This is a genomic window from Paenibacillus agricola (assembly GCF_011440305.1).
GTDB lineage: Bacteria > Bacillota > Bacilli > Paenibacillales > NBRC-103111 > Paenibacillus_S > Paenibacillus_S agricola.
Window position 1 is genome coordinate 17,489 of record NZ_JAAOIW010000018.1, and the last position, 24,222, is coordinate 41,710.

The following is a 24,222-nucleotide window of genomic DNA, read 5'->3' on the forward strand; positions in this document are numbered from 1 at the left end:
TGTAATGAAATGAAGATAGCTGTACTTTCAAGCCATACAACCTCATTGTTTTGGTTCCGAATGGATATGATGAAAGACTTTATAAAACAAGGTCATACAGTTATTGCTTTAGGCCCAGAGCCTGAAGTTGACTGGAAGAGAAAATTCAATGAGTATAATATCGATTACAGGCAGTTATGTGTTGATAGAAATGGAATAAATCCACTAAAGGATTTAAGAACTATTAGTGCTCTTCATAATTTTATGAAAAAGGAAAATCCTGACAAAATATTTACATATCAAGCCAAAACTGTTGTCTATGGGAGTATAGCAGCTAAGATAAATGGTATTTCTGAAGTCTATCCTTTGATAGCTGGACTGGGTTCAATATTTAGGGGAGCAGGCTTTAAAAATAAAATAATAAAAGCAATAATGAAAATTGAATACCGGGCTGCTTGTAAATTTAGCAAAAAAGTATTCTTTCAGAATCACGACGATAAAAATGAGTTTATACAAAAAGGTTTGATAAAAGAAGATAAGACCATTATTATCAACGGTTCAGGAGTTAATCTTGAGATATTCAAACCAGTTCCTTTGCCACAAGAAACGGTATTTCTTTTTATTGGAAGACTTATCAAAGATAAAGGCATAATCGAATATTTGGAAGCATGTAAAGAGGTTAAAGGAAAACATCCAAATGTTCGTTGTTTGCTTGTCGGCCCATATGATAGTAATCCTACCGCCTTAAAAAAAGAAGAACTTAGGCCCTATATAGAAAGCGGAATAATTGAATATTTTGGGGAACAAAGTGACATAAGGCCATTTATCGCTCTATGTAGTACTTATGTATTACCTTCTTATCATGAGGGTACACCTAAGACAATTCTAGAGGCCATGGCAATGGGAAGATCTATCATTACGAGTGATGCGCCTGGTTGTAGAGAGACTGTTAAAGATGGCTTGAATGGTTTTTTGGTTAAAGTAAAAGACATTCAAGAGTTGGCTATCAAAATGGAATACTTTGTATCAAATCCTGATGCAAGTCGAACCATGGGTGCTGAAAGTGCAAATATTGCTAGAGAAAAATATGACGTAAAAATAGTCAATAAAAACATTATGCGAATTATGGGAATAATTTAGATGGGGGAATTGTGATGAACTTATTTGAAAAGATTGTTAAAAGAGAAGAAAAAATTTCATTAATTGGACTAGGTTATGTTGGTATGCCAATTGCTGTTTCTTTTGCTAATAAAGTTGATGTGATTGGCTTTGATGTTAATAAAGAAAAGATCCAGCTTTATAAAAAAGGTATTGATCCTACAAAAGAAGTTGGAAATGAAGTGATAAAAAACACAACTGTAGACTTTACTTCCGATGAAATAAGACTTAGAGAAGCAAAATTCCATATTGTTGCAGTACCTACACCTGTAAAGGTAGATCGCACACCGGATTTAACACCGTTAGAATCTGCAAGTCGGACACTTGGTAGAAACTTAACCAAAGGTTCGATTGTGGTCTTTGAATCTACTGTTTATCCAGGAGTAACAGAAGATATTTGTGTTCCTATATTAGAAAAAGAATCTGGGTTAAAGTGTGGGGTAGATTTTAAAGTTGGTTATTCTCCGGAAAGAATTAATCCTGGAGATCATGAGCATAGATTAGAAACTATCATAAAAGTAGTTTCTGGCATGGATGAAGAGACGTTGGGTATAGTAGCACAGGTTTACGAATTAGTTGTTGATGCTGGAGTATATAAAGCTGGCAGTATTAAAGTGGCTGAGGCTGCTAAGGTGATCGAGAATGCTCAGCGTGATATTAATATTGCCTTTATGAATGAGCTATCAATTATCTTTAATAAGATGGACATTGATACAAAAGCTGTACTTGAAGTGGCCGGTACAAAATGGAATTTCCTTAAATTCTTCCCTGGACTTGTAGGTGGTCATTGTATAGGAGTTGATCCTTATTATTTAACATATAAAGCAGAGCAGATGGGTTATTATTCTCAGATTATTCTTTCAGGAAGAAAAATAAATGATGATATGGGTAAGTATGTAGCTGAAAGTACTGTTAAGAAAATGATAAAGGCAAATAAACAAATAAAGGGAGCAAAAGTAGCTATCTTCGGAGTTACATTTAAAGAGAACTGCCCCGATGTAAGAAATACCAAAGTAGTAGATGTGATTAAAGAGCTAGAAGAGTACGGAGTACAGGTAAAAGTTGTCGATCCTGTAGCAGATAGAGAAGATTTATGGCATGAATACAGAATAAATCCATGTAGTATTGATGAAATAAAAGAGATGGACGCAGTTATCTTTGCTGTTCCACATGAAGAGTTTAAAACTATTAATTTAGAAGATGTGAAAAAGATGTATGGAACACTAGAATACATCAATTCAGAAGTTATTAGGGAAATAGCGGCAACATCAGAGGTGGACTTAGGTATTAAACAAAATGACTGTGTTTTAATTGATATAAAGGGTATGTTTAATCGATTAGAAGCAGAAAATAAAGGATTTATATATTGGAGGCTATAAAATGGGTTATGAAAATATCAAGTTTCCAGAGGAAACTAAATTCATGTATTGGTTGATCTAAAGGGTGTATACAATAAATAGGATGTTGAAGGTTTTGGATTTAAATACTGGAGGCTATAGTATATGGGCTACGAAAATATGAATTTCTCAGAGAATAGGTTATTCCTTGTTACAGGGGCTGCTGGTTTTATTGGTTCTAATTTAGTTGAAGCTCTATTAAATAAGGGTATGCGAGTTCGAGCTCTCGATAACTTTGCAACTGGGAAAAAGGAAAATATTGATCTATTCAGGTCTAATATTAATTTTGAATTTATTGAGGGAGATATTTGTAATTTCGAGACCTGTCAAAAGGCTTGCGTAGATGTTGATTATGTATTACATCAGGCAGCACTAGGGTCTGTACCCCGCTCAATTAAGTTGCCTATCTTATACGAAGAATTTAATATTAAAGGAACACTTAATATGATGGAGGCTGCACGGCTTACTGGTACAGTAAAGAGATTTGTTTATGCGTCATCATCATCTGTCTACGGTGATTCCGTCAGTTTACCCAAGTTAGAAGGAGACGAAGGTTTCGTTTTATCACCTTATGCTGTTACTAAAGCGGTTAATGAAAATTATGGTTCCCTATATACTCGACTGTACGGATTACCATGCATAGGTTTACGTTACTTCAATGTCTTTGGTCGTCGTCAAGATCCTGATTCACAATACGCGGCTGTAATTCCAAAATTCGTTAAGATTCTTATGAATGGGCAAGCACCTATCATCAATGGAGATGGTGAGCAGAGTAGGGATTTTACCTATATAGAAAACGTTATAGAGGCTAACCTTAAATCATGTATTGCGCCAGAAAATGCCTGCGGTGAAGCGTTTAATATTGCTTATGGGGAAAAATTTACGGTGAATCAAATGTATGTTGGGTTATGTAATGAGTTAGGTGTAAGCACCGAAGCTATATTTGGTCCTGAACGTGCAGGAGACATACGGCACAGCCTGGCTGACATATCCAAAGCACGCAGATTGCTTAATTATCAACCTTCATGGGACTTCAAAAGTGGTTTTAAAGAGGCTGTTAGTTGGTATAGTACATATTTGAGCAATAGAGATGAATGATGGTCTTAATTTAAAGCAATTCGGAGGTAGTTGTCTCTTGGAACCAATACGTATTTTACATGCGGTTGGAATAATGAACCGTGGTGGACTTGAAACTTTAATAATGAATATATATAGAAATATAGATCGCAGTCACTTTCAATTTGATTTCCTAGTTCATCAAGAATTCAAGGGAGCCTTTGATGACGAGATAATAAGGCTTGGGGGGAAGATACATTATATTCCTTATATTACTAAAATAGGACATTTCGGTTATATAAAAGCATTAAATAATTTTTTCAAAACTCACCAAGAATATAACATAGTCCATTCCCATATGAACTCTATAAGTGGATTGATATTACGCTCCGCGAAAAAAAAAGGTATTAATGTCCGTATAGCTCATAGTCATAGTTCAAAGCACGGAACATCATTTTTTGAAAAAATTTACAAAAAATGTGTATCTTTACTTATATCTTCCGCGGCAACTCATTTTTTTGCATGCTCAAAAATTGCTGGTGAAAGTCTTTTTGGTAAAAGGCTAGCAAAAAGGAATACTACAATAATTAAAAATGGAGTAGATTTAAATAAATTTATTTTTAATAATGAGACAAGAGACGAAATTCGTAAAGAACTAGAAGGCAATGATAAGACAATAATAATAGGGCATGTTGGACGGTTTCAAGAAATGAAGAACCATACTTATTTGATAGATGTTTTTTCAAAATTAATTGAAAAAAAGCCAAATGCTCTTTTAGTTTTTGTTGGAGATGGGGAGCTAAGGACTTCAATTGAACAAAAAGTAAAGAACTTAAACCTTACAAGTAAGGTTAAATTCTTAGGAATTCGTGATGATGTTCATAAGATTATGCAGGCTTTTGATGTTTTTGTTATGCCTTCCCTTTATGAGGGGTTACCAGTAACATTAGTAGAGGCACAGGCTACAGGCATTAGATGCGTTGTATCTGAAAATATCACACGTGAAATAGACTTAGGAGTTGGACTTGTAGATTTTATAAGTCTGAAAGAAACATTGTTTAGTTGGGTTGAGTTATTATTAAAAGAGAATGATAAATATATTAATTCCCATACACTTTTAAAACTTAATGGTTATGATATAGTCACAACTACCAACTGGTTGGAAAAGTTCTATTCAAACTTTTCTAAACAGTCTACTAGTTTTATAAATTAATTTTATTTTCATGATTTGCTAAGGGTTGAAATAGTTGCTGTGGCTGTTATGAAATATAATATGGAACATGCTAAGGATTATTAAACTCTTGACAAAGTTAATAGATGAAGGTAACAATCAATCTTTGTTATTATTAACAGGACATGATGTTTATTTATCAACACGATACAACTGTACTTTATGATAAAACATAAAATTTTAAAATTCGGTTGTTTATACAAATTTTGAAAATGGTAATTTAATATGAACATTCGAAGTGTCAAACAACGATTAGTAATAAGATAGAGAAAGTAAATAAAGATGGGAGGGTATTAATTAATGAAAATGGTTTCAGTTATAATACCTACTTTCAGGCGACCGTTATTTTTACAAAGAGCTATTGATAGTGTATTGAATCAAAATTACGAAAATATTCAGATTATTGTAGTGGATGATAACGGAATAGGAACAACAGACCAAATTGAAACATTTAAAATAATAGAAAAATATCAAGCTCTTAATAGTTTTAAATATATTACTCATAAAACAAATCTTAATGGTTCTAGTGCTAGAAATACTGGGATAAGAGAAGCAAAAGGTGAATATATATGCTTCCTTGATGATGATGATGAATTCGAGCAGTTTAAAATCAGTAAACAAGTTGAATTGTTAGAAAGTCTGAATAATGATTGGGGAGCGTGTTATACAGGGCATACACGGGTTTATCCTACCGGTGCACATTTAGAATATACTGCCAATATAGAGGGGAATTTAGTTTTTAACATACTTGGATGCAAAGTAGACCTTTGTGCTGGAAGTACATTAATGATTAAACAAGAAATTATAAACAATATTGGTTTTTTTGATGAAAGTTTTGCTAGGCACCAAGATATAGAGTTTGTCCTGCGAGTTGCTCAATTTTATAAAATTACTTGTGTTAAGGAATCACTTGTTAAGATTTATATGCATCCATCTTCAAATAGGTCAAAGAATGCAGAACAATTTGAGTTTCGTAAAAAGTATTTCCTTGAAACGTTTAAGTCATTTATCGATAACTTAACTCCTGAAGATAAACGCTATGTTTACTTTGTGAATTACATAGATATCGCAAAGCAATATTTAAAGGAAAAAAAAGCAAGAAAATTTTTGGAATACATTAATATCTCTGGTAAACCTATAATTGGTCTGTTTAAAGTCTTTTTAGATACTATTTCCTTTTATATCAGACAACAACGAATAAAGTTAGGAAAATAATATGCACAATATTCTATCAGGTCGAATTATAAAGATTAATAGTATTCTTGTTGCAATTATTATAGCAGCGAATTTAGTAACAATTTCCCTAAGTATTCTTACTGGATTAGATAAAAACTTAATTATTATTCCTTTTATTTTTTGTTTACTCATTTCGATTTTGTTAAATAAAGGGAAGAACGCTATTATAATAATCTTATTAAGTGTTTTCTTTCTTTTGTTTTTTTTCTTCTCATATTTACAAGTTGGTGTAAACATTTATCTAATTGAATATTTTCAATCGTTTCTTATTTTTGGTGTTATTTCTTTTTTTGTTGTTGCACAGCCATTTGATCATGAAAAAGTATTACATTATACAATGGTAATATATGGATTTTTGTCACTTGTACTTTTGGAAATGGATATTCAAAATATGCCAGCTGGAAACAAACTAGGGTTCGGTTACTTAATACTTCCAGCTATACTGGGTTCTATGTATGGTTTATTCAAGCCTAAATTAAAACCATTTATAAAATTATTCTACCTCTTTATATTTATTTGGTATGGTTATTTTATGGTCTTAGCCGGTACAAGGGGCGCCTATTTTTCAATCGTGTTATATGTTTTTATATTATTATATTTAAAAAGTAATTTAAATTATAAAAAGTTTATCACTCTTCTGGTGTTAATCTCAATATCTGTGGTTGTATACTTAAACATGATGGAAATTTTACTTAACTTAAAAGAAATTCTATATTCATTAAATATTGACAGTAACTTTATTGATAAATCAATTATTAAAATACAAAATGATAACGTAGATAATGGTCGATACGAATTGTATGAAATAGCGTTTTATAGTTTTAGTAAAAGTTGGATGTATGGAAATGGAATAGGATTTTTTCAATATTTAAATGATATATATGTGCATAATGTTTTTTTAGAAATGTTAGATGAGGGTGGGATATTGTTGACTATTCCAGTAACTATATGTGTCATCTATGGAACCTTCTTGATGTTTCTAAGTAAAAAGATAGATAAAGGACACAAACTGTTTTTATGTTTTGTATTTTGTTTAGCGATTCCAAAGGTTATGGTATCATCAATATATTGGAAAGAACAATCGTTCTGGATATTCTTAATGGTTACAATTTTATTAAGTTCTGGAAGGCGATTAACGACCGAGAAATAGGATTATAGTGTATTTAGTTATATTTGTAGATTATAGAGGAGCTTATAATGTCAACAATATTAAAAAAAATTAGTTCGGGGGAATACCTAAAGGATATAATAGCGTTATCTATAGGGTCTATTCTTGCACAACTAATAATGATAATTGTGTCCCCAATTATTACACGGATATATACCCCTGCAGAACTAGGCGCATATACACTTTTAATGACAGTTATCTTTGTAATAGGTCCCAATATTAATGGACGTTACGATTATGCAATTGTAAGTTCTCAAGATAAAACAGAAGCAGATGCATTAACTGTAACTAGCATTTTTGTTTGTTTTGTTATGACTATAATAATTGGTGTTTTCTTAACGATTATATATTTTTTTGACCAAAAAATATTTAAGGATATAGGATTGTGGATATTTATTTTAATTCCGATTTTATTAATTACAGGTTTAACAAATATTTTAATAAGTTTTAATAATAAATACAAACAATACAAGTTAATAAGTTCTGTTTCAGTTACGCGATCTATTGCTCAGGCGATTGGACAAGTGTTATTTGGTTTAATTGGATTAGGTGCATCAGGATTATATGTTTCTCAACTTTTATCTTCGTTATTAGGGATAAAGAAACAATCAGAGTATTTTATAAAAGATTATAAATCATTACTATCTATTAAAAAAGAAGAAGTTATTAAAGTATTTATAAAATATAAAAAACAGCCCATATATTCTCTTCCGGCAAATGTAATGAACGCATTATCCTTCTCTTTAACATACTTCTTTATTACTAGTTTATATGGTTTAAATGAAGTAGGATATTATTCGCTCTGTCAACGAATCTTAGGTTTACCTATAACATTAATATGTATGAATGTTGCCCGTGTTTTTTTTAGAAAAGCTAGTGAGACAAAAAAGGAAAAGGGTAATTTCTTTCCAGTTTTAATAAAAACTATTCCAACGTTAAGTTTACTATCCCTTCCTATTTTCTTAGTTTTATACTTGTTTGCTGACAAATTATTTTTACTTGTATTTGGTCCTTCGTGGGAAGTTGCTGGAAAATATGTTCAAATTATGTCGCCAATGTTCGCGTTTAGGTTTATTATCGTTCCTGTTATGTCTTCGTTAATAGTTGGAGGAAAACAAAATCTCGAGTTAGTTATGCAAAGTGTATTTATTATATTATCATGTGCAATATTTTTATTGACAAAAATGTTTAATTACTCAATTGAAACTTATTTATTATTAACAACTATAACGTTTTCAATAAATTATATAATAATACTTTTTGTTATTATTAGAATTAGTAAATTAAAAAATCAATAAATTTTTATTCTAGGCTCATCAGGAAAATCCTAGAAAATCTGTTCAAAAGCGCTTAGGCCACTATTTCGTAGCCTCAATGTTACAGGGGGTACGGACATCGGAAACTTAACGAAATGTATCCATTAGCTATACATACAAAATAAAGTTTCTTTGAAAAGAGGAATCATCAGATGGTGATACTAGTAACTGGGGGGACCGGCTATATAGGTAGCCATACCTGTGTGGAGTTATTAAACGAAGGCTATGAAATAATCGTTGTAGATAATTTGTCAAATAGTAATATTATATCCTTACATCGAGTGCAAGAACTGTCAGGTAAGATTATCAAATTTTATAGCGTAGTTTTATTGGATAAGGATAGTCTAGAGACTATTTTTTTAGATAACAAGATTGATGCTGTTATCCATTTTGCCGGCTACAAAGCAGTCGGTGAATCAGTGCAGATTCCCCTTAATTATTATCATAATAACATCACTGGGACACTTATTCTTTGCCAAGTAATGCAAAAATTCAATATAAAGCGGATGGTATTTAGTTCTTCGGCTACAGTATACTCACCGACCAAACCTGGGGCTATTTCCGAGGATTTCCCCCTAGGAGCAACTAATCCTTATGGACGTACAAAATTAATGATTGAAGATATCCTAAGGGATCTCTATATTTCGGATAATAGTTGGAGTATATCACTCTTACGTTATTTCAACCCGGTAGGCGCCCATTCAAGCGGTCGAATTGGTGAGGATCCTAACGGCATTCCGAATAATTTAACCCCATATATTACACAAGTGGCAGTAGGAAAGTTGGAGAATCTACGGGTTTTCGGCGATGACTATCCAACTCCAGATGGAACAGGGATAAGAGATTATATACATGTAGTGGATCTTGCCTTGGGGCATCTAAAGGCTATTGAGAAAGTAATGTTTTCTACTGGGTCTACCCGATACATGTTCAAACGCACGGATCATCTCCAGTACGCTATTTCCTTTACCAGTTCCCAGGTTGTATGCTTCCACGTGCATTGAATGAACATTGAAGTTTGCAACCAATCGGGCGGCACTTGAAGCGTATGGGCCTCATCCGAAGCATCGAGCCGTAGCAGCTTTTATCCATGTAGCAGGCCGGATTAGATAGTATCGTTCTTGATATTGAAATATAGCATAGATGGAAAAATCTGAAATCCGTATTTGGAGGAAATACCTTGTCTTTTTCAATTATTATCCCAGCGTATAACGAATCCAAATCGATCTCTAAAGTTTTAGACATGTTGACTCATCTGACAACAAACAAAGTTGAAATTATTGTAGTGGACGATTGCAGTACGGATAATACAGTCGAAATAGTAAGGTCATTTCCAAACGTACGACTATTGCAGCACAGACACAATCAAGGCTGTATTAAGGCCATTGGAACCGGGATCAAAGCTGCATCCTACGACGTTGTTGTGTCCTTCGATGCGGACGGACAGCATCCGGTCGAATCATTACAGCAGATTGTGGATCCTATTTTACAAAATAAAGCTGACGTTGTACTAGGTGTCCGGGGAAGCTTGCCAAGACTAGGAGAGCGAATTATTGCCGTCTTTTCAGGGGTAACGGACGCAACCACCGGGTTTCGCGCAATGAAAAAGGAATTAGTACACCTGTTTGAAGATGACCTTGCTTACGGTGGAATGTTCATTATAAAAGCTAAGCGAATCGGTGCACGAATTATCGAAGTACCAATAACGGTTCATGACAGGATTGCTGGATATTCCGTACATTCCAATTATAATATCTTGAAGAAATCCTTAAAATTTGCTTTGTGGTCCTTCATTGGAGTGAAATAATATTTGAAATTAGGAAAAGCTAGAAGCATTAAAAAAGCTGATTCCCTCAATGAGAATCAACCTTTTTGAGATTTGCAAGTAAAGTTCTACCTAACTCCCCCGCGGCATCTTTCTGCATGTTTGGAAACGATCTTGGGGTGAACATTATTTCTTAGCAGCAAAGATGCATGTGTGTGCCTAAGGTCATGAAACGTTATCTTTCTAAGTTTAATTCATAATTAAACTATACCAAACTCTCATTAACATTCTTGGGGTGTACGCACAGCTAGACCGCTATCTCTATATGCCTGATGTTTTTCTTTATCTGCTTGAGTTCGTTGATGGTGTTCTTTTAAAATATCAACGGTGTCTTGGTCTAACGCGATTGAACGGACTCCTGATGCCATCATGGCTAAGTGTTTGTCATACATATAAAAATTGATTTTCACAATCAATGTCGATCCATCGGAGTCAGAGAATTTCCCCTAGCCTCATTCCCGTTAAGAGTGCAAGATGAAAAGCAATGTAGTAGTGCGGTTCTTTTACTGCATGCTTTAGGAAATGCTGGACCTCTTTCACATCCCAAACCTGTAGTTCTTTGCATCATAGCTTGGGCTTGTATACGAGAGACGAGTAATTCTTGGGAATTAGCTGCATTTTTTCGTCGAATAATAATGGTTAAGTTAACAAAATTTAGCTAACGAAGTTCGGAAATTTCCGGCAAATCGTGTGCATATATTTAGTCATCAGCTTTTAGGTGGTGGTGTCTTTGCGCGTGGTACGGATGGTTATTATTTCGGTGCTACTCTTGTTTCTGTTCAAAGTAACATTCGAAGGTTTATATAGTCTTGCGATGCTTATGGGATTCGATGCTCCAAATAATCGTAACAAGCTTTTGCTGATGGGGCATGCCCTATAATGCTACATATAAACTAGACAGTAAAAAAGGAGTTTCTTAGTTGTATGACAGGTCCAAGAAGGAAGTTTACGCCTGAAGAAAAGGCACGCATCGTACTGGAAATTTTGAAGGAAGAAAAATCAGTATCCCAGCTTGCTACCGAACACGGGATCCACACTAATGTCCTCAACCGTTGGAAAGCAGAAGCTGTGAAGAACTTATCCCAATTATTCATAGATGACCGCAAAGGGATCTCCAAGATGAAGGCCGACTATGAACAGACGATCGATGAGCTCTACGGCGAAGTTGGCAAGCTGACAACTCAATTGTCGTGGCTCAAAAAAAAATCTGGTCTCTAACCTGACTCGCGAGGAGCGAATCGACCTCCTCGAATGGGACTGCCCTGAGCATGCTATTCTTGTGCATTTCGACCTATTGACCCTCAATCGCTCCAGCCTTTACTACAAGCCGGACCCTCCCTCTCCGGAGGAAATCCACCTCAAGCACCGGATAGATGAACTGTATACCCAGCATCCCTTTATGGGGTACCGGACGATCTCTACCATTATGAACCGTGAGGGGGATGGCATCCATAAAAATACGGTGAGGCTTTACATGCGGGAAATGGGCCTGATGGCTGTCTATCCCGGTCCCAACTTAAGCAAGCGTGACCTGCAACACCGAACCTATCCCTATCTGCTCAGAGGGCTGCAGATCCTACACCCTAACCAGGTCTGGAGTGTTGACATCACGTACATACGGATGAAACAGGGGTGGATGTACTTGTACGCCGTCATGGATTGGTATTCGCGTTACATCATTGACTGGCAGCTGGATCAAAGTCTTGAGATCGGATTCGTCCTCGAAACGATGAAACGAGCCTTCGCCAGACAGAAGCCAGCCATTGTGAACAGCGACCAAGGCAGCCATTTCACGAGCCCTAAATATATCGACCTCTTGAAAGGACAGGAAGTGCGCATTAGCATGGACGGCAAAGGGCGTGCCAAGGATAACATCGTGATTGAGCGATTCTGGCGCAGCTTGAAATACAATGAAATCTATCTCCATGACTATAACAGTCCGCGAGAGACGCGGCAGGGTGTGAAGGGCTATATCCATCTTCACAACCATTACTTGCCCCATCAATCGCTTCAAAACCATACACCTTCGGCTGTGTATAACAAGGAAGCCGTCCTTATCCACAAGTGAATAACCAGGAGAAGGTCCATTCTCCCGCGCCTTCGCTTGGGCTACGCCAACACGGGTAAAGATAACTGGGAATATTTAATATTTATTCCAAATGAAATTAAACATAAATCATATAAAAATCTTAGATCCACAAGAGCATGTGAATCCTTTCACACCTTAACTATATCAAAATAACTGTCTTGACATCGTGTAGCACCATACCCAGTTATGGGCACTCAAGTACACAGTATCTCTTTATGCTGTCATAGGTGCTGTTTACTTGATAAATAAATGATCTTTAAGTAATGAAGTTCAAATTTTACAACGAATTGCACATAGGTTAGAATTTTGTTCGAGGTGAGTTATGCGTAAACGTTTAGTCTATTGGCTTTTAGTGATTTCGTGGTGCGCCATGATTTTTACAGTTACGTCTTCCCCAGCAGCTACTAGCAGAAATACAAGTTCAATCATCAAGTCTCAAACAAACGACCTTATATGGGGCTACAGATGAGATACATCAGTTGTATGAACCCGGACGCACACCTTTGGTGTCAGATATGCGTCTTTTTTCATGTTTAACAATCGAAGTCCGATATTCGACAAAGAAAACAATAAAAATCATAGGCAGTTAGACATACATCGTAACTTCCATTCTTTATAATGAACTCTAACATTATGGAGGTGGTCGTTTTCAAGGTGATAATATCGAATGTAAAACGCCAATGGCACAGGTTATGGCGGAACTACCATCGGGCGTTGCTAGAAAGTTGTTTGGATGAGAAACTGAGTATGGAACTACAAAAAAAAGTCGCATATCACGAAATGATGTTACGCACCCTGTGAGGTGCTTTTTTATTTTTAACTAACAAAGTTCAATAGCCTTAAATGAAACATCTGCGAGGTGCGATAGTAATAAATATTTCCATAACATGACGATATAGTTCTTGATGACTACTTATTAAGGAGGAAGACCTATGTCTTCAGATATAATAACCATGACTGCTGAGGAGTTATTAAAGGAATTAATTATTTTAAAAAGTGTCCGGGATAATCTCGAAAAACTGATGTTGCACAACGCCAATTTAATGCCCTGTATCGAAAACCTGGATAAAGATATAAAGCAAATAACAGGGCGATTGTTTTTTTAAATATCATAATTTTAATAAAGTTGATTTAAGTAGTTTAGATTTGTCGAGTACTCTACTCCGCGATCGGATGATGAAGTATTTACTTTTCGCGTGATGGTCGAATAGTTGATAGGGTAATAGACTCTTCGGGTATTTTTTTCGCTGGAGCAATTTTGTTTATATTCAGTCGAAATACTGATCACAATTTAGAAATTGATACTTTGTAATGAAGTCTCAATTTTGATTGAAATCCTCTTTTTATGTGTACAGTGATAAAAAGGGGATGTGCAGATGATAATTAAGTTAATAATCACATTTTTTATCATTGGACATATAGGGCTAATCGTTTTATGTATAGTTTTTGGATTACAGAAAAATACAGATAATAATAAGTTGTTCAATGAAGAAAATGATGTGAAAAGGATTATTATTGCAAAAGTACCCTTTAATGAACTGATGAAATTTTACCAAATGTATAAAAGTGGAAGCCTTTCTGAATCGGAGAAAGTTCAGATTAAGGGCATTTTACAAGATGCTTTGTCAATAGAAGAGTACGAAAAAGTGAAAAGGTACGTTATTAAAATTAACAAAGATTATTTAAACTAGCGAAGTTCATCCACTTCGGAGAACCCCTGCATCAATAAAGCGGAGGCCTAACCATCAACGTTTGTTGGCGCGGGTAACTTCTGACAAATCTATTCATAGAACAAAGAAAAATCTTTTATTGCATTGCAGCAGCTGCCTTCTTTGCGTCACTTTATGGTATTCTGCAGTATTTCCATTGGGGCTTTTTACCCCAAGATCATATTATGGATTTTGGTTCAAGAAGTTTTTCCTTCTTTGACAACCCGGATTATTTCGGGTCTTATTTAGTGCTCATGCTCCTTATTACAGCGAAAGAGAACAAAGGAATCAGCCTTTCTATTGCTTATCCTTTGTATTCTATATATTTCCTTGCTTGAATCCGAAACACGGAGTGCCTGGTTGGGAACAGTTCTGGGTATGTTCATCCTCACTATATTTATAGTACGGATAAGGAGATATTTATGGAGAAGGTGGGGCGAAGATCGTAGTTAATCAAGATAGCGGTGGGGCAGGAGCAGGCCGTTGGTTTATTTGGCAGGAATCCTTGCCGCTTATAGATGAGCACTTCTGGTTAGGTACCGGTCCGAATACCTTCCGGGAAGTATTTAAACCTTTAAATATACCTGATTACAACAAGTACATTGGGAAGAGCATCATTTATGATGCAAATAATGAGTATTTACAGGTTGCTTTAACGATGGGAGTTCCTGCACTACTTATCTATTTCATTTTTCAATGGATGATTATTTATAGGGGAATTAAACAGGCACAAGAAATGAATGGAGAAGCACAAATCCTGAAGTATTGTTTATTAGCCGCTGTTATCGGTTATATGGTGCAGGCTTTATTCAATATTAGTGTTGTATCTGTCGGCCCTTATTTCTGGATTTTTCTTGGTCTCCTTGCGAATCGGACTAAAGGTGATGAAGTTACAGGAGCATTAAAAATATGAATAACGCGCTATAATTGATATAGTGAAAATAGATCAAGATAAGAAAAGAGGATATAAAATGATAGATCATGTTTGTAATCATCAAATTTAATGAAGCTGCATTGAATGAACAATTAAGGTCATTTCCAAATTATGCATGCTAGGTAATAAATGGGAATAAGTATCTAAAGTGAAAACAGTAACTGATTTTCACAATCAACGTCGATCCATTACATATGCTTTGAATTGGAGCGGGAGAAATCCTGCTTCTCTTTTTTGTTTAAAATTTGTAATATTTTGCAAGTAAATCAAATTCAGATTTCATAAGGAGGAAGTTAGGAATTGAAAAAAGAAGAACAATTTGATAAAGAAGGTATGGATATACTTATTGAAATTCAAAAGAATAAGGACATGGACACCATTAGTAAAGAATCACAGGTAGCATTTGATAAAACAGAAGTCGAAGAAGCACCCAAACAAGATACAATGAATAAGCAAATCATATTGAGGCTTTATCCTGATTTTGGTGATTTTGGTTATATATCTTACATCGACCCTAAACCATGGTTTAGGGTGCGAAATGGAAAAATTTTTCCCGACTTTGGACATCCAGAAGGCATTGGAACTATACCTTGGTACTCTATAAGACGTGGCAAGGTGTATCCTGATATTGGTCACCCATATGGGATTGGAATAACTCCGTGGTTCCGAAATAGGGGGGGCAAACTATATTCCGATGTAGGACATCCGTACGGGATCGAAGATATACCTTGGTATGTAATACGATGAAATTCTCCTGAGCACGATAGAGGTATTTTATGGAATGACCCAGATCTGGGTATTAGATGGCCAACATCGAATCCCATATTATCAGAAAAAGATAAAGTTCATCCTATATTCAAAGGGGAAGAAATTAACTTTTAGGGAGAAAAAATGCATGAAAATACTGGTTACAGGCGGAGCAGGTTTTATTGGTAGCAATTTTGTGAATTACATGGTTAATCATTATCCAGAATACAATATATTAAATCTTGATGTACTGACATACGCAGGTAACTTGGAAAACCTTAGAAGTGTTGAGAAAGCAAGGAATTATCAGTTTATAATAGGTGATATTACTAATCGTATACTGCTGGAAACATTATTTGAACAAGGTATTGATGTTGTGATAAATTTTGCTGCAGAATCTCATGTTGATCGCAGCATTCCTGATCCTGGTATTTTTGTAAAAACAAATATACAAGGAACACATGCATTATTAGAAACTGCTAAGGCTTTTGGTATTAAAAAATTCTTACAGGTTTCAACAGATGAGGTATACGGTACAATAGGCTCTGAAGGACTTTTTTGCAAAACGACTTCACTGGCACCCAATAGTCCTTATAGTGCCAGTAAAGCTAGTGCTGACTTAATGGTTCGTGCATACCATGAAACCTTCGATTTACCTATTAATATCACAAGATGTTCAAACAATTACGGTCCATATCAATTTCCAGAAAAGTTAATACCTTTGATGATTATTAATGCTCTAAATGATAAGCCTTTGCCTGTTTATGGTGACGGATTAAATGTAAGGGACTGGCTACACGTAGAAGATCACGTGGATGGCTAGCGATCAAAGCCAATTTGCAATGAAGGTAACTGAAGAAAGATTGAGCAGGCTCGGAATTACAGTGGATATCAACCATGTAGGAGATAACTTTAACGAAAATCTAGTTCAAGGCCATAATTACCTTAAAAAAACGAATGTCCCGTTCTCGCTTTTTGAGCTTGAAGGATTGAGAGAGGCTATGGAAGAGAGAGTAACCACTGTTAATGCAATTCAATTCACGAATGATATAGATTTATTACTAGATCCCCCCATTCATTTCAATCAGATCGTGCCTCTTATTGATTGCTTATGGAATAAACGAAAATGAGATCAAGCTTGTCTCGCGGCCAAAGCCTGTTATAACAAAAGATGGCATACAGCTTGAGGTAAAGAATCCGCTGGACTGGATTTTATTTAATATCCAGCATGTGGAACATACTCAAAATGGATATAAATGCTGACAGAGAGCATTGCCATGCATAATGAGGGCTATGTTATTACCAAGCTGAAGGCCTTGCGAAGCATCGGCATTCAAATTGCGATTGACGACTTTGGAACCGGCTATTCTTCCTTAAGCTATATCAAGAAGCTGCCCATTAACACCTTGAAGATCGATAAACTCTTCTTATCGGAAATCAAGACCGCTTCGGATGATGAGGAAATTACATCGACGATTATTGCTATGGCCCAAAGCATGAAGCTCAAAGTCATTGCGGAGGGGGTAGAGACGAAAGAACAGCTTCGCTTCCTGCAGAAGCGAAATTGCAACGAAGCCCAAGGATATTTATTCAGCAAACCGGTACCGGAGAAAGAAATGAAAAGCTTACTGATAGATAATGAGGTTGCGGCCGGATTGATAAAGTACACCCGACAATAGAGTTCTTCAGAAATCGCCAAGTGAGCTTGATATCCTTTTGCAGATCGCATCGGGGCATCCGCATCCAATGTAATCATTAATGTCGTTATATGCGCTAACCCAACCTCCTATTGATTTTGGGTATTGTCGTCGTACATTTGGATTCCTCCACTAAAGGAATATGAAAGGATGAGTTAAATTGATAGAACTTAAAAATATATCTAAAAAAGTGGTCAAAGCTGACGTAAATGCACCCATTCTGAGTAACATTGATTTATGTATAACGAAAGGGGAGTTTCTATCGATTATGGGACCGTCGGCGTCCGGCAAGTCTACCCTGATGAATATTTTAGGAATCCTGGATGTGCCTTCATCTGGAGAATATATATTTGAAGGAACCAACATCATTTCACTTAATAGCCGTCGATTAGCCGATTTCCGAAACCGGAAGATCGGTTTTATTTTTCAGTCCTTCATGTTGATTCCACGGCTAAGTGTAGAAGAGAATGTGGAGGTTCCTCTCCTATACTCGAAATGGAGTCAAGCCGAAAGAAGAAAGCGGATTGAGATGGTCTTGGAACAAGTAGGCATGACCCATAAGGCAAAGGACCTGATTGTTAACTTGTCAGGGGGGCAAAAACAGAAGATTGCCATAGCACGCGCCATTATTAATGAACCGGAATTGCTGCTGGCTGACGAGCCTACCGGGAACTTGGATTCGGAGTCAAAAGGGGAGATTTTACAAATCTTTCAATCGTTAAACGGTAGGGGGAAGACGATTGTATTGGTTACCCATGATCAGGAAGTGGGGCAAATCGGCAAGCGCATCCTGACTTTAAAAGATGGTGTATGGGCGAAGACAGACCCAAGTAGTTCTAAGGTTGGTGCTATGCTATGAGGATGGTTCAATCATTTGTCATTGCCTTTCGCGGTATGTGGAGTTATCCGGTGAGAACCTGGTTAGCGGTATTGGGTATTACGATTAGTACGCTATTGGTCGTGTTCCTTTTATCCGTCCTTTATAATTTTAAAATCAGTCTTGTAAGTCAAGTGCAGAGTGTGGGAGCTCAGCAAATTGCGGTTGTTCCGGGAAAGCTTCTGAACAGTGGTAAGAATATAAGTCAGGTGGGATTATCGAGTCTCCTGTCTTATACCTCTCTAGCCAGTACACTTACCTATAAGGATGCTGTAGATGTACAACAACAGATCCCTGAGATTGTGAAGGCAGCTCCGCAATTAGAAACGATCACGCATGTGGCGGCTGGAAAGAAAGGCGCAGAAATCATGTATACCGGGACGACGCCGGATTACATGGATCTGTTTTCAATGGTATTGGAAGAAGGCCGATTTTTTACGAAGGAAGAGGAGCAGCAAGAAACACACGTCATTGTCTTGGGACAGTCTGTTAAACAGCTCTTATTTGGTGATGAAAGCGCCGTTGGAAACAAGGTGAAGATCAAGGGGTTAGATTTTACAGTTATTGGTGTATTAAAAGAGAAGCATCTGATCGGATTTAATTTTGATGAAAGGACACAGGGTATCCCTTGGCTGCGAATACGGCTAATCTTCAGAATGCTTCGATGATTTTCTTCATGGCTCAGTCAACTGAAGGCTTAGAGTCCATTAGGCAAAAAGTAGCCCAGGTCATTGCAAAGAATCATGGGGGCGTGCAGGATTTTGGCTTGATGGCACCGGAAGGTGCAATTAATATTATTGATACGATTACCACTTTGGTCACAGCCATAGCGGTAGGGATTACCGGGATTTCTTTTCTGGTAGGCGGATTGGGCATTATGAATGTCATGATGCTAACGGTGAAGGAGAGAACCAGGGAAATTGGAATCCGGAAAGCGGTCGGTGCCCAGTGGTGGGATATTCTGCTGCAATTTCTCATCGAAGCCATTTATACTACCGTCTTGGGATGCCTTCTTGGGTTGGCCGGCTCCTATGGATTACTTCTCTTGCTTCATCATTATTTTCCTGTATTGTCCGCTGAGTTCCCTCTACAGATTGCGACAGGGTGCTTATTATTCTCGGTTATTTTAGGCGTGGTGTTCGGGATTGTTCCTGCGGTCAAGGCTTTGCAAATTAAGCCGATTGATGCTTTACGTTACGAATGAAATGGAGGCGACATCATGAACAATTGGGGAGCTAGCGTCTCGATTATGTTAAGTTTCGTACTGGTTACAGGTTGTTCTTGGACCGGGAAAACCGAAAAATCTGTTCCCCCTGTTAGCGTGGAAGCGGCGTCTGTTATCCCTTCAACACCAGCGTCACAACCACCGGCTTCTAAATCAATCAAGGATGTAACCTCAACAACCCCCTCAATCAGTGGAAATGGGGAATCCCCAGATGATGCCTTACCATCACCTAAAGGAACCGATCCGTATGGAAAGTCAGAAGGGATGAGGGGGCCTTCCCTGAATCAGGTTGAAGAGCAGGTCACTCCCCCGGCAGCAAAGGATAGTGTCGTTAATAACGCCGCTGGAAACGACGAAACAAAGGCATTGAGCCTAAAGAAGGAATATAGGGATCAACTCCTACAATTGAAGGATGTTTATTTAGGTAAGCTGCAAGGTGTATATCAAGAGGCCATGTCAACCAAGAAAAGCGGTAAATCGAATAATGAGGTTTACAAAGCCTTTTCTCATCAGGCTATGGCTTTACAGGAAGAATCTCAAGCGGACGTGAATCAACTACTAGCGCAAATGAAAAACAAGCTTGCCGTGCAGCAGCTCCCCTCGGATAGCGTGAATGAACTGAGGGCAGCCTACTATGCAGAAATCAATAAAGCTGAAGCGGACATCACTGGGAAAGCCAAAAGCGATTTAGCAAAGTAACCCGTATACGCGGGTATCATGGCAAGACTCTGATTCCTCTCCATAGGGATCGGAGTTTTTTGATTTTTAGATCCCATTTTCCCTCCATTCGGACTTGTATAGAAGCTCTTCATGTGAATCGAAACATCCCAGAGAAAAACCGCGATATAATGGTAAGTGTTTGTAATATCTGTTATAAAGCCGGCCATCTATCAGTAGTCAGAAAGAGAGTGAGTGATTTGAAAAAAAAGTGGCTTCTTACGATCGGCGGCACTCTTCTATTGCTGCTTTTTTTCGGGTATATAGGGATGAATGTTGCGGTTTCTTATGTACTCCATGCGTTCTCTTCTGGAAAAGTGTCTGATCCAGATGTTTCTAACCCTAGGGGGGTGAAGCAGGAAACAAACCTAAAAGCACAGCCCCCTGTTAACGAAGGGAATTCGGGCATACCTTCCGCATCCCCAAAGGAAAATACTCCAGGGATTCCTGAACCCCAAAAGACGGTACAAGTTAACCATTCAAATGGGCAAACCTCTGTTGCCACAAGCTCAACAGGTTCAGCTCCGGCCGCACTGGTTCAAATCCAAACGGATGCTGCAGAAAAAAAACCAAATACTGAATCTACAGATCCATTTAAATATGAAGCACAGATTTCACCGGATAAAGCCAAAGCCGTTGAACATAGCATTACGATGAAAGAAAAGGCAGATATTACTTCGCTGCTGTTGAAGACGCTCAGTTCATCGGATATTCAGATGTTTATGAAGATGGCCAGCGATGGGATGTCCGTGACTGAGAAGAAAGAAGCCAAGAAGCTACTTCTACAGAAGCTTTCTGAAGACGAGTATAATCACTTGGTTTCGATTGTAGCAAAGTACGGTTTAAGTCAGGGCAAAAATTATCAGGAATCGATGAAAGAGCAAACTGTGGGAAAATAAAAATGGAAAGGTCAAAGTTGATGAACAAGTCCAATGTATTCTCTTTACAGATGCGCAGAGCCTTGCGGTATCTTCTGAAGGTCGCAAGCAATGAGCAGCTACAGATGCTGCAGAAGATACTGCAGCATTGTATGGCCAAACGAAATTTAGAACAAACAAGGAAACTGCGAATTTACGGAAAGTGATGTAATGAACTTGTTGTTGAAAAGCTAAACGGATGATGAGGATGAGCCAGCTTTTTATTTTTGGACACCCAAAATGTCCATTTGCTCATCGAAAGAAGACATTCATGTACACAAAGAGCTTGATTTCATTCCATGTTTGTTATAATCACTTGGTAAAATGGGGCATATTTCAGCTTAGGGGAACTGCCATGGACGTTATTATAGTTTTTATTATTCGGAGGGTGCTATGAGACAAAAGAAGAAATTTTTGCTAAGTGCTATCAGTTTGTCCTTACTTTTTATATCTGCAATCTCACCCGCTTATGGTTCGACCGCAGGAAATCCAAGCGGATCGGTGACGGTGGCTTTGAGCACGGACGTTTCTTCCGGTTTATCGGATCCGACCAGTCTTCCCTTCTTCACGAAAGTGATTGGTCTTGCTAATTACTTGAAAAATGATGCCGGTTTAACCGTGACTCAAAAAGATCAAATCAGGAACATGCAGATCGTATTTAATGCTACATACAGAGCTGAAGTTCAAAATATTTTCTTGAAATATATTGATTTAACGGATGTAAGCGATCCGGTGCTCAAACAAAAATTAATGACTAACAAGACGAATATCATCAATACTTTAATCGATCTGACGACCGTCATGTTTTCCGTTGATGGCTTGGCTACAGCGGTACAAAGTCTCGCGGGCAAATTGCAAAATTTAAGTGACTATGGTGTGGATCCCATTGACCTGGTGAACTTTGCAGCAGCTGTTTTTGATGGTCTAGATGCAAGCAATCTTACAGAAGCTGGTATGATTGGGCAAGTCAATGATGCAATTTCTAATGTTCCGAGCGGATCCTCCTTGGTAAAATACGGAATTACTGCAACCGAGCTAAACAATGCAATTACAAAGTCGATTGAATATTTGGATGGTCATGCGGGAGCCGAATTTAAAGCTTCTGAAAGTTTGGTCAAGAGCAAGTTTGTCATTTATTTAAATCGTGGTACTACACCGGTTGCACCGGCTATCGTAGGCGGAAATAACCTTTTCACTACGGATACTACACCGGACATTACCGTAACAGCAGAAGCAAACAGCACCATAAAAATATATGAAGGTACAACACTCCTTGGATCGGGTGTAGTTGCCGCAAGCGGGTCTATAACCATTACTTTGAGTGCCCTCTCCTTTGGTAATCATAATCTGACAGTAACCGCAACCGACTCAGCGGGTAATGTAAGTGAAGCTGCTTCTTTAACCGTATGGATTAATATTGCGAGTAGCGGTGGTGGCGGTAATGGCGGCGGCGGAGGAGGCGGCGGTGGCAGCACCGGCAGTAACACAGATAGTAACACAGACAGTAACACAGGCATCAGCATAAGTGGACAACAAGTTAATTTTGGTAATAATGATGTGAAGAACGAAACCAGACCAGACGGAACAACGGTTACTACCGTTACCGTTCCGGAAACAATCCTGAAACAAGCATTTGACAGTCTGAAGAACAATCCTGCGTCTGCACAAGTTGTTACCATTGACGCTGGTAAATCAGACAATGCGATTGTATCGATCCCAGCAAGCGCCATTGTTGAAGCAACAAATTCCTTATCGGATGCCATTGTTTCTATTAAGGGTAAGGATGTGACATATGATCTGCCGATTAAAGCTCTAGATATGGCATCAGTTTTGAGAGAACTTGGAGCAGACGCAAGCCAAGCTAAGATCGTGGTAAAGATGGAGAAAGCTTCCAAAGAAACCGCCAATAAGATTGCAGAAAAAGCTAGACTAAACAATGTTACTTTATTATCAGATCCAATTGATTTTAGCATAACGGTTGAAGCCAATGGTAAATCTGTAACCATCAGCAGCTTTGGCTCTAACTATGTTTCCAGAACCATTGTTGTAGCACAAACGGTTGATTCGAGCGAAGCTTCTGCCGTTTATGTAGATGAAAGCAGCGAGATGCATTTCGTGCCTGCTGTCTTTATCGCAGCAGACGGTAAGACTCAGGTTACGGTTAAGCGAAATAGTAACAGTACCTATGCTATCGTGAAGTCGATCAAATCGTTTAGCGATGTGTCGTCTCACTGGGCCAAAACTGATGTGAATCTGCTTGCTTCCAAGCTCATCATTAATGGTCTGACCGATTCGACTTTCGGTCCTGACGAGAATATCACCCGCGCCCAATTTGCGGCACTGGTAGTTCGTTCACTTGGTCTGGTGGAAGAAAAAGGAAGTTCTAAATTCTCTGATGTGAAGTCTGCGGATTGGTTCGCTGGAGCCGTGGGATCCGCTGTTAAATACAGTATCGTGGACGGTTTTGAAGACGGTACATTCAGAGCCAATGCAAACATCACCCGTGAACAAATGGCTGTTATGGTTACAAGAGCACTGAAAGTAGCAGGTAAAACGGTGGATGTCTCTACGAAGCAAGAACAGCTATTGAAAGGTTTCAGTGATAACGAATCAATCAACTCCTGGGCTAAAGCTTCTGTTGCACAAGCCGTAGAAGTTAAGATTATTGAAGGAATGAGTGCCAATACCTTCGTACCGGCCGATAATGCAACGCGTGCTCAAGCGGCAGTCATGTTGAAACGTCTCCTGAAGTTCGTGCAGTTTATTAACTAGGGGATGATTTTATCATGAAATTAAAAATTTTGAAGATTACAAACAACAGAAGAAAAACCGAAACAACTAACTAAACGAAAGTATGCTTCGGAAAAGATTTAGAACCCCCCCTAGCATACCTTCAAAAACTTGAGAGTAAACAAAATATTTGTTATTCGCTGTATTTTTTTTG

General features: G+C 37.5%; 24 protein-coding genes and 3 pseudogenes. 26 read left to right on the forward strand and 1 reads right to left on the reverse strand.

Annotation, left to right across the window (positions count from 1 at the left end; translation table 11 throughout):
- Nucleotides 1-9: 9 nt before the first annotated feature.
- The 9 genes and pseudogenes from G9U52_RS31505 (at nucleotide 10) to G9U52_RS31545 (ending at nucleotide 10,348) form a co-directional block, all read left to right on the forward strand.
- Nucleotides 10-1,119, forward strand: a complete 1,110-nt coding sequence (locus tag G9U52_RS31505) for a glycosyltransferase family 4 protein (RefSeq protein WP_166155155.1) — start codon at nucleotides 10-12, stop codon at nucleotides 1,117-1,119.
- 14 nt (nucleotides 1,120-1,133) lie between these two features.
- Complete coding sequence (locus G9U52_RS31510) at nucleotides 1,134-2,516, forward strand: nucleotide sugar dehydrogenase (RefSeq protein ID WP_166155157.1); 1,383 nt, start codon at nucleotides 1,134-1,136, stop codon at nucleotides 2,514-2,516.
- Nucleotides 2,517-2,639: 123 nt separating this feature from the next.
- Entirely contained in the window at nucleotides 2,640-3,632 is a 993-nt protein-coding gene (locus tag G9U52_RS31515; RefSeq protein ID WP_166155159.1) for an SDR family oxidoreductase, read from the forward strand.
- A 73-nt stretch (nucleotides 3,633-3,705) separates the two neighbouring features.
- Nucleotides 3,706-4,803: a glycosyltransferase family 1 protein gene (locus G9U52_RS31520; RefSeq protein WP_166155324.1), complete on the forward strand. Its 1,098-nt coding sequence runs from the start codon at nucleotides 3,706-3,708 to the stop codon at nucleotides 4,801-4,803.
- A 318-nt stretch (nucleotides 4,804-5,121) separates the two neighbouring features.
- Nucleotides 5,122-6,036, forward strand: coding sequence for a glycosyltransferase family 2 protein (locus G9U52_RS31525; protein WP_166155161.1), 915 nt, complete (start codon nucleotides 5,122-5,124; stop codon nucleotides 6,034-6,036).
- A 1-nt stretch (nucleotide 6,037) separates the two neighbouring features.
- Nucleotides 6,038-7,207: an O-antigen ligase family protein gene (locus tag G9U52_RS31530; protein WP_166155163.1), complete on the forward strand. Its 1,170-nt coding sequence runs from the start codon at nucleotides 6,038-6,040 to the stop codon at nucleotides 7,205-7,207.
- A gap of 47 nt (nucleotides 7,208-7,254) precedes the next feature.
- Nucleotides 7,255-8,523, forward strand: a complete 1,269-nt coding sequence (locus G9U52_RS31535) for a lipopolysaccharide biosynthesis protein (RefSeq protein WP_166155164.1) — start codon at nucleotides 7,255-7,257, stop codon at nucleotides 8,521-8,523.
- A gap of 170 nt (nucleotides 8,524-8,693) precedes the next feature.
- Nucleotides 8,694-9,467 (forward strand): annotated as a pseudogene (gene galE / locus G9U52_RS31540) (UDP-glucose 4-epimerase GalE); the annotation flags it as partial.
- 254 nt (nucleotides 9,468-9,721) lie between these two features.
- A complete protein-coding gene (locus G9U52_RS31545) occupies nucleotides 9,722-10,348 on the forward strand; it encodes a glycosyltransferase family 2 protein (protein WP_166155167.1) in 627 nt (208 codons plus the stop codon).
- 239 nt (nucleotides 10,349-10,587) lie between these two features.
- On the opposite strand, the gene G9U52_RS31550 is transcribed toward G9U52_RS31545, so the two are convergent.
- Entirely contained in the window at nucleotides 10,588-10,776 is a 189-nt protein-coding gene (locus tag G9U52_RS31550; RefSeq protein WP_166155168.1) for a hypothetical protein, read from the reverse strand.
- A gap of 514 nt (nucleotides 10,777-11,290) precedes the next feature.
- On the opposite strand from G9U52_RS31550, the gene G9U52_RS31555 reads away from it, so the two are divergent.
- The 17 genes and pseudogenes from G9U52_RS31555 to G9U52_RS31635 all read left to right on the forward strand — a co-directional run bounded on the left by G9U52_RS31555 (nucleotide 11,291) and on the right by G9U52_RS31635 (nucleotide 24,050).
- Nucleotides 11,291-12,434 (forward strand): IS3 family transposase gene (locus G9U52_RS31555; RefSeq protein WP_166155170.1). Its coding sequence is split into 2 segments (ribosomal slippage): nucleotides 11,291-11,563 and nucleotides 11,565-12,434, totalling 1,143 coding nucleotides; the frame shifts between segments, so codons are not numbered across the junction.
- Nucleotides 12,435-12,868: 434 nt separating this feature from the next.
- Nucleotides 12,869-13,045, forward strand: coding sequence for a VanZ family protein (locus tag G9U52_RS41905; RefSeq protein WP_166155326.1), 177 nt, complete (start codon nucleotides 12,869-12,871; stop codon nucleotides 13,043-13,045).
- Between the two features lie 342 nt (nucleotides 13,046-13,387).
- Nucleotides 13,388-13,561, forward strand: coding sequence for a hypothetical protein (locus G9U52_RS31565; protein ID WP_166155172.1), 174 nt, complete (start codon nucleotides 13,388-13,390; stop codon nucleotides 13,559-13,561).
- A gap of 270 nt (nucleotides 13,562-13,831) precedes the next feature.
- Nucleotides 13,832-14,146 carry a hypothetical protein gene (locus G9U52_RS31570; RefSeq protein ID WP_166155174.1) on the forward strand — a complete coding sequence of 105 codons (315 nt, stop codon included), beginning with the start codon at nucleotides 13,832-13,834 and terminating at the stop codon, nucleotides 14,144-14,146.
- Nucleotides 14,147-14,606: 460 nt separating this feature from the next.
- Nucleotides 14,607-15,077 carry an O-antigen ligase family protein gene (locus G9U52_RS31575; protein WP_311764952.1) on the forward strand — a complete coding sequence of 157 codons (471 nt, stop codon included), beginning with the start codon at nucleotides 14,607-14,609 and terminating at the stop codon, nucleotides 15,075-15,077.
- A gap of 321 nt (nucleotides 15,078-15,398) precedes the next feature.
- Nucleotides 15,399-15,845, forward strand: a complete 447-nt coding sequence (locus G9U52_RS31580) for a hypothetical protein (protein WP_166155178.1) — start codon at nucleotides 15,399-15,401, stop codon at nucleotides 15,843-15,845.
- A gap of 3 nt (nucleotides 15,846-15,848) precedes the next feature.
- A pseudogene (locus G9U52_RS31585) lies at nucleotides 15,849-15,980 on the forward strand (dTDP-4-dehydrorhamnose 3,5-epimerase family protein); the annotation flags it as partial.
- A 13-nt stretch (nucleotides 15,981-15,993) separates the two neighbouring features.
- Nucleotides 15,994-16,656 (forward strand): annotated as a pseudogene (locus G9U52_RS31590) (dTDP-glucose 4,6-dehydratase); the annotation flags it as partial.
- A 4-nt stretch (nucleotides 16,657-16,660) separates the two neighbouring features.
- The gene (locus G9U52_RS31595) at nucleotides 16,661-16,975 is read left to right on the forward strand and encodes a hypothetical protein (RefSeq protein WP_166155182.1); all 315 of its coding nucleotides are present in this window, start codon (nucleotides 16,661-16,663) and stop codon (nucleotides 16,973-16,975) included.
- A 126-nt stretch (nucleotides 16,976-17,101) separates the two neighbouring features.
- The gene (locus tag G9U52_RS31600) at nucleotides 17,102-17,524 is read left to right on the forward strand and encodes an EAL domain-containing protein (protein ID WP_207953335.1); all 423 of its coding nucleotides are present in this window, start codon (nucleotides 17,102-17,104) and stop codon (nucleotides 17,522-17,524) included.
- Nucleotides 17,525-17,702: 178 nt separating this feature from the next.
- On the forward strand, nucleotides 17,703-18,401 hold the full coding sequence (locus G9U52_RS31605) for an ABC transporter ATP-binding protein (RefSeq protein ID WP_166155186.1): 699 nt from the start codon (nucleotides 17,703-17,705) through the stop codon (nucleotides 18,399-18,401).
- Nucleotides 18,402-18,451: 50 nt separating this feature from the next.
- Complete coding sequence (locus tag G9U52_RS31610) at nucleotides 18,452-19,087, forward strand: ABC transporter permease (RefSeq protein WP_166155188.1); 636 nt, start codon at nucleotides 18,452-18,454, stop codon at nucleotides 19,085-19,087.
- An 8-nt stretch (nucleotides 19,088-19,095) separates the two neighbouring features.
- Nucleotides 19,096-19,623 (forward strand): ABC transporter permease, encoded by a 528-nt coding sequence (locus G9U52_RS31615; protein ID WP_166155190.1) that lies wholly within the window; start codon nucleotides 19,096-19,098, stop codon nucleotides 19,621-19,623.
- A gap of 15 nt (nucleotides 19,624-19,638) precedes the next feature.
- Complete coding sequence (locus G9U52_RS31620; protein ID WP_166155192.1) at nucleotides 19,639-20,343, forward strand: hypothetical protein; 705 nt, start codon at nucleotides 19,639-19,641, stop codon at nucleotides 20,341-20,343.
- Nucleotides 20,344-20,456: 113 nt separating this feature from the next.
- Nucleotides 20,457-21,260, forward strand: coding sequence for a hypothetical protein (locus G9U52_RS31625; RefSeq protein ID WP_166155194.1), 804 nt, complete (start codon nucleotides 20,457-20,459; stop codon nucleotides 21,258-21,260).
- Nucleotides 21,261-21,262: 2 nt separating this feature from the next.
- Entirely contained in the window at nucleotides 21,263-21,445 is a 183-nt protein-coding gene (locus tag G9U52_RS31630; RefSeq protein WP_166155196.1) for a hypothetical protein, read from the forward strand.
- Between the two features lie 226 nt (nucleotides 21,446-21,671).
- Nucleotides 21,672-24,050, forward strand: a complete 2,379-nt coding sequence (locus G9U52_RS31635; protein ID WP_166155198.1) for an S-layer homology domain-containing protein — start codon at nucleotides 21,672-21,674, stop codon at nucleotides 24,048-24,050.
- Nucleotides 24,051-24,222: the final 172 nt, after the last annotated feature.

What these genes read in the sequence shown, in the direction of transcription:
- G9U52_RS31635 (WP_166155198.1), top strand. Translation starts at nt 21,672, where the DNA reads ATGAGACAAAAGAAGAAATTTTTGCTAAGTGCTATCAGTTTGTCCTTA.
- G9U52_RS31535 (WP_166155164.1), top strand. Translation starts at nt 7,255, where the DNA reads ATGTCAACAATATTAAAAAAAATTAGTTCGGGGGAATACCTAAAGGAT.
- G9U52_RS31505 (WP_166155155.1), top strand. Translation starts at nt 10, where the DNA reads ATGAAGATAGCTGTACTTTCAAGCCATACAACCTCATTGTTTTGGTTC.
- G9U52_RS31565 (WP_166155172.1), top strand. Translation starts at nt 13,388, where the DNA reads ATGTCTTCAGATATAATAACCATGACTGCTGAGGAGTTATTAAAGGAA.
- G9U52_RS31520 (WP_166155324.1), top strand. Translation starts at nt 3,706, where the DNA reads ATGAACCGTGGTGGACTTGAAACTTTAATAATGAATATATATAGAAAT.
- G9U52_RS31570 (WP_166155174.1), top strand. Translation starts at nt 13,832, where the DNA reads ATGATAATTAAGTTAATAATCACATTTTTTATCATTGGACATATAGGG.
- G9U52_RS31620 (WP_166155192.1), top strand. Translation starts at nt 19,639, where the DNA reads ATGAACAATTGGGGAGCTAGCGTCTCGATTATGTTAAGTTTCGTACTG.
- G9U52_RS31600 (WP_207953335.1), top strand. Translation starts at nt 17,102, where the DNA reads ATGCTGACAGAGAGCATTGCCATGCATAATGAGGGCTATGTTATTACC.
- G9U52_RS31615 (WP_166155190.1), top strand. Translation starts at nt 19,096, where the DNA reads ATGGCTCAGTCAACTGAAGGCTTAGAGTCCATTAGGCAAAAAGTAGCC.
- G9U52_RS31630 (WP_166155196.1), top strand. Translation starts at nt 21,263, where the DNA reads ATGGAAAGGTCAAAGTTGATGAACAAGTCCAATGTATTCTCTTTACAG.
- G9U52_RS31515 (WP_166155159.1), top strand. Translation starts at nt 2,640, where the DNA reads ATGGGCTACGAAAATATGAATTTCTCAGAGAATAGGTTATTCCTTGTT.
- G9U52_RS31595 (WP_166155182.1), top strand. Translation starts at nt 16,661, where the DNA reads ATGGCTAGCGATCAAAGCCAATTTGCAATGAAGGTAACTGAAGAAAGA.
- G9U52_RS31510 (WP_166155157.1), top strand. Translation starts at nt 1,134, where the DNA reads ATGAACTTATTTGAAAAGATTGTTAAAAGAGAAGAAAAAATTTCATTA.
- G9U52_RS31530 (WP_166155163.1), top strand. Translation starts at nt 6,038, where the DNA reads ATGCACAATATTCTATCAGGTCGAATTATAAAGATTAATAGTATTCTT.
- G9U52_RS31525 (WP_166155161.1), top strand. Translation starts at nt 5,122, where the DNA reads ATGAAAATGGTTTCAGTTATAATACCTACTTTCAGGCGACCGTTATTT.